General features: G+C 63.3%; 2 protein-coding genes. Both read left to right on the forward strand.

Translation table 11 applies throughout. The annotated features are described in order from the left end of the window. The first annotated feature begins 1,236 nt into the window (after nucleotides 1-1,236). The gene (locus BST12_RS27995) at nucleotides 1,237-2,409 is read left to right on the forward strand and encodes a pyridoxal phosphate-dependent aminotransferase (RefSeq protein WP_083116439.1); all 1,173 of its coding nucleotides are present in this window, start codon (nucleotides 1,237-1,239) and stop codon (nucleotides 2,407-2,409) included. A 153-nt stretch (nucleotides 2,410-2,562) separates the two neighbouring features. Next, on the forward strand, nucleotides 2,563-8,134 hold a 5,572-nt coding region (locus BST12_RS28000; RefSeq protein ID WP_083116440.1), incomplete at its 3' end, for a type I polyketide synthase.

Here is an 8,134-nt window from a genome sequence, read left to right on the forward strand (position 1 = left end):
CACGCCGGTACCGCTGATCAGGTCCGACTCGTACACCACTCTGCTGGACGCAACCCCGCGCGGCACGAGAATCCCAGACTCCGGCGCTTAGGGAGAGCCAACGCCATCCGCTGGTCCTTCCACGTACCGGCGGGGGCAGCCCAGTAGGGAGCCCTCGCTTGTGGCCACCAACATCGGCCCGTAGGCGGACACCAGGACTCACAGATTCCTGCGCTGACCGAGGGTGCGGGCGTGCCTGGGCACTACCCGCAGGCCGCCCCACTGCCCCCGCCGCTGCGCCATTGGGGGACGGCCGAACCGCCGATCGGCGGACACTAATCCCGTCTGGTCGGCAGACAGACGTCAACAGGCCAGCCGCACATACTGGGTTGCACAGCCCACTTTCTAACTCCGCGGCCCAACGGCGCCGCGACACACCAAACAGCCTTGCGCTAACGCGCCAATAAGCGAGCCGAACAGCCAAGGCCGAATGAACCATCTAGCTACGGTTTCTTGAGTTCTTGGGGGCACGAAGCAGCTGCGATGCTTTCTTGTGCCGGAAAAGACAACTCACCTCGAATTTGTGCGGGGGCATAGGCATCTTCTGGATGTTTGCTTGACGCCGATTTATGATCGCGACGGTATTGCGGTCACCCAAGATGCAGGCTACGCACTGCCCGGGTTCTACATCATTGGCCTTCAGGATCAGGTGCGCGCGCTGGACTTTCTCGATATTGATCTTCACCAGAGGCTTTCGTTGGTCCTGCTGGAACTACGAAAGGGATGCGGAAGGCCCTGAACATTGACCATGTTCATATTTATTATCACGAGAAGCTGGACGCAGCGTGCATTGTGCGCTGGTGGGTAATGCCCGCCCCCAGAGGGGGCGCACAGCGGATACCGGCCATTGTTGATCTCGACCTTCGCAATTACTTGTCCCAATTCAGGTTAACGGAGCAAAGAGGGACCATCTTAGATTTCAACCAAAGAATGACGGATTATTTCAATGAAATCGACCTGTAGATTGCGATCGTCCATGCACAACTCGAGCGTGGAGGCTGGCAGTGGCTGAACGTCGCCGCGGCCTTCACCTCAACATCAGTCTTTCCAGGGCGTGCTTCGTTCCGTGCAACGGACCAACAGAGAAAGCGCCGTTCACCCGTCCCTCTGAAATTGCGCCTTTTCCGCATACAATATGGACTCCGTCGAAGCGGAGCCCTGCTTCAGGACACTTCAGAACAGCGAGGCACCCTCCTGATGATCGCTTCGCGTTTGAGACCGTATGCGACCCATGTCGCTGGCGAGATGTCGGCATTAGCCGCGCGTATCGGCGCAATTAACCTGGGCCAGGGATTCCCTGACGAAGACGGGCCACCGGCCATGCTGCAGGCCGCTCAGCAAGCAATTGCCGACGGGCTGAACCAATACGCGCCGCTGCTGGGGATCGCGTCACTTCGCGAGGCCATCGCCGCTGACCGCGAGCGCAAATATGGCGTCAGTTACGACCCCGAGTCGGAGGTACTGGTCACCGTTGGCGCCACGGAAGCAATCGCCGCAATCGCGCTCGGCCTGTTAGAACCGGGATCGGAATTGCTCGCGATCGAGCCGGTTTACGACGCGTATCCGGCCGTTGCCGCAATGGCCGGCGTTCGCCTGACGACAGCCCCATTCGTCACCGACGGCCTCGGGTTCGCACTCGACCTCGACGCACTGCGCCGCGCCGTTACCCGCCATACCGCGGCGATCATCGTGAATTCGCCACACAATCCAACCGGTGCCGTTTTGCGCCGCCATGAGCTAGAGGCGATCGCCGAGCTTGCCATTGAATACGACATTTTCGTCATCACCGACGAGGTCTATGAGTGCCTGACGTACGACTCCGTTCAGCATGTGCCGATAGCATCCCTGCCAGGCATGCGCGATCGAACGCTCACTATCTCGAGTGCGTCCAAGATGTTCAATTGCACCGGCTGGAGGACTGGCTGGGTGTGCGGAAACGCCAAACTCATTGCCGCGGTGCGCTCGGCCAAGCAATTCCTCAGCTATGTCGGCGCGGCGGTATTCCAGCCCGCCGTGGCACTCGCCCTCAACACTCAACAAGCATGGGTGGAAGAGTCGCGGCAGTCGTTGCAATCACGCCGTGATCGGCTGGCCGCGGGGCTGGCCAAGTTGGGCTTTGACGTACTGCACTCCAGCGGCACCTTCTTTTTGTGTGTGGACCCCACCCCGCTCGGGTTCACCGACAGCAGGTCTTTCTGCGCCGAAGTGCCGCACCGGGCTGGAGTGGCAGCGATTCCGTTGTCGGCGTTTTGTCTCACCGACGGGGACCAGTTCACCGCATGGAACCATCTGGTACGGCTCACCTTTTGTAAGCGTGCAGACACGATCGACGAGGCCCTGCGCCGACTGGCGGTGTTATCCGCCGGTTGACCCGGATTGGCCTACCACAGGTAGCAGGGCTGACCGGCAATTTCGCTCGCTTTTCGGGTTACCCGAAACCACACCATCGGATAGCCTCTGCAGGCAAACGGAGAAGGAGCCTTGGATATCGCGGGACATGCCGGTGAGATAGCAATCGTCGGGATGTCGTGTCGTGTTTCGGGAGCTGCCAATCCCATTGAATTCTGGCGGTTGATCAGTCGGGAACATAGCGGCGTCTCCGGCAATTCAGCGTATGAACGTCGCTTTTCTGCCGCGCCCAGCGGATCGGATCCGCAAGCCCTGGCTTTTGGTGCATGTCTTGAGGATGCGCTGGGCTTCGATGCGGCTTTCTTTGGGATCTCGGACAGCGAAGCCGAGCACATGGATCCCCAGCAGCGGCTTGCCCTGGAACTTGCCTGGGCTGCCCTAGAAGACGCGGGCATCGTTCCTGACGATATTGCCGGCAGCTCGGTGGGGTTGTTCGTCGGTGCGATGCGTGATGACTTCGCTGCTCTGATGTCGAGCTCCCCCGCTACGCCGACGGCACGAACCGCATTGGGATCTCTTCGGTCCGTTATCGCCGGACGCATTTCTCACTTCTTCGGTTTTTCCGGTCCCAGTCTGGTCGTTGACACTGGGCAGTCCTCATCGCTGGCGGCGATCAGTTTGGCAATCGACAGCCTGCGTAAAGGCGAGTGCGAGCTGGCGCTGGCAGGTGGAGTCCATCTCAACCTCGACCCATACGCGGGCAGGTCGCTGGCGAAACTCGGGGTGCTCTCACCTGACGGAATATGCCGCCCATTCGACGAATGCGCCAATGGCTATGTGCGGGGCGAGGGCGGCGGCTTTGTTGTACTCAAAAGACTTTCCAGTGCGGTGCAGCAAAGCAACCGGATTTACTGCCACATGCTCGGCGGCGCAGTCGTCAACGAAGGTGTTCGGCCGGGCTTGATTACACCTGACGCTGAGGCGCATACCTCGTTGCTTCGTGCCGCATTGGCAGCTGCATCGGTGGACCCCTCGGTGGTCGGATACGTCGAAACGCACGGAACGGGCACCCCGGCAGGTGACGCCGCCGAAGTGCAAGCGATAATTTCGACCTATTGCAGTGACGGCTCGCGGCACAATGCCCCGTTAATAATCGGGTCTGTCAAACCCAATGTGGGCCATCTTGAATCCGCTGCCGGTGTTATTGGTGTAATCAAAGCCGCTCTTGCGTTAGAACACGGTCTGCTGCCGCCCACTCTTAACTTTGATTCCCCGAACGCGGCCTTGGCGCCTCACGTGTCGAGCGTGCAGGTGCTGGCTCACGAAAGCCAATGGACGCAAGGACATTCCCCCCGTACCGCGGCGGTGTCCTCGTTCGGGATCAGCGGCACCAACGCCCACCTGATCCTCCAACAAGCCCAACCGCCCCCGACATCGACGGCGCGGGAGCTAAGCGATGGGTCTGCGGACATCCCGCTACGGTTGTGGCCGGTTTCAGCGCGGACCCCGGCGGCGTTGGCCGCTTACGCAGATCGCCTTTCGCGGTTTCTGACCCAACACCCTGAGGTGGATCTAACCGATCTGGCCTTCAGTCTGGCCACGACCCGGACCCAGCATCCTTGCCGGGCTGTGCTGAGCGTCCCCGCGGCTACTGAGGATCCGCGCCAAGATTTGCTCGCCAGGTTAGCGGCGTTGCGTGGCGGTGAATTTCACCCGCATCTGGTTCAGCATCAGGTGACTCATCACCACTCGAAAGTCGTGTTCGTCTTGCCCGGCCAAGGTGCTCAACATCCCGCGATGGGCGCCGGACTTTACCTGCAGCACAGTGTTTTTGCGGCCGCCGTCGATGCCTGTGATGAGGCGCTGAGTTCCTATACCGGTTGGTCGGTGCGCGACGTCATCACTGCGCAGCCGGGTGCGGTGGGGCTGGATCGCGTCGATGTGATCCAGCCCGTTTTGTTCACGGTGATGGTGTCGCTGGCACAGACGCTGATCAGTTACGGGGTCACCCCGGATGCGGTGATCGGGCATTCCCAGGGCGAGATCGCCGCGGCGTATATCGCTGGTGCGTTGAGTCTCGATGACGCCGCGAAGGTCGTGGCGCTTCGTAGTCGAGCTCTGCGGCAACTGTCCGGCGCGGGGGCCATGGCCTCGGTGTTGTTGCCCGCCCAACAGGTGCGGGCGCGTCTGCACCCCTGGGCCGGCACGTTGAGCATCGCTGCGATCAACGGCCCCACCCAGACGATTATCAGCGGCGACCCTGAAGCGGTGGAGCAGTTCATCGCTGGTTGTCAGGCCGACGATATCCAGGTCCGGGCATTAGCTGTGGACTACGCCTCGCACGGCGCTCACGTTGAATCACTCCGCGAACAGCTTTCGGCGGACTTCGTTGGGCTGAGTCCAGGAGCCGGACAGATCCCGCTGTACGCGACCGTCGAAGGCGCGTTATCGGCTGATCCCCTCGACACCACCACGATGGACGGCGACTACTGGTATCGCAACCTGCGTCAACCCGTGCGGTTAGCCGACAGTGTGGCGGGGGTGTTGGCTACGGGTGAGTGCACGTTTGTGGAGTTGTCTCCGCATCCGGGCTTGGCCCCAGCGATCACCGACACTGTCACAGCCAGCGGGCGGACGGGTTCGACGGTGATCACCACGCTGCACCGCGACCAGCCCGACCTTGACGCTCTGGCCATCGCGTTGGCCCGGTTGCACAGTCATGGCCACAGCCCGAACTGGCGGGCCATTTATCCGCGAGGCCGCACTATCGGGCTGCCGACTTACCCTTTCCAGCACCGCCGGTACTGGCACGACGCCTTCACCGCCCACCACCGGCTGCAGACCGAGATCGCCGCAGCGCAGTCGGACACGACCAGCGACCACGCCACCACGACCAACACGACCGCGACCTCTGCGGCATTAGCCAAACAACTTGCCGGCCAATCCCCCGACCAGCAACGAGCCACCGTTACCGCTCTGGTCGTCGCCGCCACCGCCGCTGTGCTGGCCCACCCCGACCCGACCGCGATCGACCCGGCCAGCGCCTTCACAGACCTCGGTGTCGATTCGGTGATCGCGCTGGACCTGCGCAACGCCCTGACCCCACCCACCGGCCTAAACCTGCCCTCCACCCTGGCCTTTGATCACCCCACCCCCGCCGTCCTCGCGGGGTACCTCATCTCGCAACTCACCGGTACCGCCGACGCCTTGATTCCGGTTCGAACCCTGGCGGCCCCTGCCGTCGATGACCCCATCGTGGTGGTCGGTATGGCATGCCGGTTCCCCGGCGGGGCGGACTCCCCAGCAGCCTTGTGGGACGTGGTCAGCAGCGGCACCGACGCGATGGGCACCTTCCCGACCGATCGCGGGTGGAACCTGGCCGAGCTGTTCGACCCCGATCCTGACGCGGTCGGCAAGACCTACACCAGCCACGGCGCGTTCTTAGCCGGTGCCGCCGAATTCGACGCCGAGTTCTTCGGGATCTCACCGCGAGAAGCCCAAGCGATTGATCCTCAGCAGCGACTGCTACTGGAAATCTGTTGGGAGGCATTGGAATCCGCTGGCATCGACCCAGCCGGGCTGGTTGGCACCGACACCGGGGTGTTCGCCGGGACGTGGGCGCAGCCCTATGGCGACGCCAACTCCGATGGCGCGGAGGGCTACGCGATGACCGGCGGGGCCACCAGTGTGGCGTCGGGACGGGTGGCTTACGCGTTGGGGTTGCAGGGCCCGGCGATCACGGTGGACACCGCGTGTTCGTCGTCTCTGGTCGCCACCCATCTAGCGTGTCAATCCCTGCGCAGCGGCGAATCGAGTTTGGCGCTGGCCGGTGGCGTGACGATCATGACCACGCCGGTGATATTCACTGAGTTCGCGCGCCAACGCGGGCTGGCCGCCGATGGACGCTGCAAAGCGTTCGCTGCCGCCGCCGATGGGACCGCCTGGGGCGAAGGCGCCGGCGTGCTCGTGCTCGAACGGCTCAGCGATGCCCGCCGCCACCGCCACCCAGTGCTCGCCGTCGTCGCCGGTTCAGCCGTCAACCAAGACGGCGCCTCGAATGGTTTGACCGCCCCCAACGGGCCAGCCCAACAACGGGTCATCGCGCAAGCCGTCGCCAACGCCGGAATCGGGCTCGACCAGGTAGACGTGGTGGAGGCCCACGGCACCGGCACCACACTGGGCGATCCCATCGAAGCCGGCGCGCTGATCGCCACCTACGGCGCACACCGCAACCCTGACAACCCGTTGTGGCTGGGATCGATCAAATCCAACATCGGTCACACTCAAGCCGCCGCCGGTACCGCGGGGCTGATCAAAATGATCACCGCATTGCAACACGAGATGTTGCCGCCCACTTTGCATGTGGATCAGCCCAGCCCGCACGTCGACTGGTCCGCACGCACCGTGCGGCTGCTCACCGAACCCATCAGCTGGCCGGTCACCGATCACCCCAGAACCGCGGCGGTGTCCTCGTTCGGAATCAGCGGCACCAACGCCCATGTGATCGTCCAACAAGCACCCGCCTCTCCGACACCACCATCTAGTCCGAAAGCTGCTCCCGCGCTCGGGGTTTGGCCGATCTCAGCGCGCACCCCGGCAGCGTTGTCCGCTCAGGCCGGGCGTCTCAGGCAACACCTGATCGAGCATCCCGACGCTGATCTGACCGAGGTGGCCTACAGCCTGGCCGTCACCCGCACCCACCACCCCTTCCGGGCCGCGATCACCACACCGGCCACCGAAGACATTCGCGCGCAATTGCTGGCCGGACTGGACGCCCTGCGCACCAGCGCGCCACACCCCAATCTGACCCAGCACCACCTCAGTCAACCCACAAGCAGACTCGTGTTCGTCTTACCCGGTCAAGGCGCCCAATACGCCGCCATGGGCGCGGGTCTCCACCAACACCACCGCGCCTTCGCCGACACCTTCGACCGGGTCTGCGCCGCTTTTAACCCCCATCTCGACGTCCCGCTGGGGGATGTCGTTTTCGCTGAGCCCGATTCGCCGCTGGCGGAGTTGTTGACTCAGACCGCCTACGCTCAGCCCGCCTTGTTTGCCTTCGGGGTAGCGATGCACGCCGTGTTCGACGAGGTCGGGATCTGCCCGGATGTCGTGGTGGGCCATTCCATCGGAGAACTGACCGCGGCCTATCTGGCCGACGTGTTTTCCCTTGAGGATGCCGCGATTTTGATCAGTGCTCGGGGTCGGCTGATGCAGGCTTGCGCACCCGGGGCCATGCTGGCCATCCAAACCCGCCCTGACGATCTCACCGCCTGGCTCGCTGACTACCCCGAAACCGCGGTCGCCGCTATCAACAGCCCCAACTCGATCGTGGTCGCCGGGCCTTTTGCCGACATCGATCAGCTCCGTGAGCGGTGCACCACCCACGGATACAAGACCACGTCGCTGGCAGTCAGTCATGCTTTCCACTCCGCCGCGATGGATCCCGCTTTGGCTGAGTTCGAGAAGATCGCGGCGGGTGTGGCTTTCGCTGCGCCTCGGCTGCCGGTGCTGTCCAACCTCACCGGGCAATTGGCCAGCACCGACCAACTCACCTCACCGAACTACTGGGCCCAACACCTGCGCCATACCGTGCGCTTCGCCGACTGTGTGGCTGGACTGCTGGCCACCGGCGCCCACACCTTCCTCGAGTTGTCCCCCCACCCGACGCTGGCCCCCGCCATCACCGAAACCGGTGCGGGCAGCGTGATCATCACCGCTCACCGTGACCGCCCCGATCTGGACA

Source organism: Mycobacterium angelicum (assembly GCF_002086155.1).
GTDB lineage: Bacteria > Actinomycetota > Actinomycetes > Mycobacteriales > Mycobacteriaceae > Mycobacterium > Mycobacterium angelicum.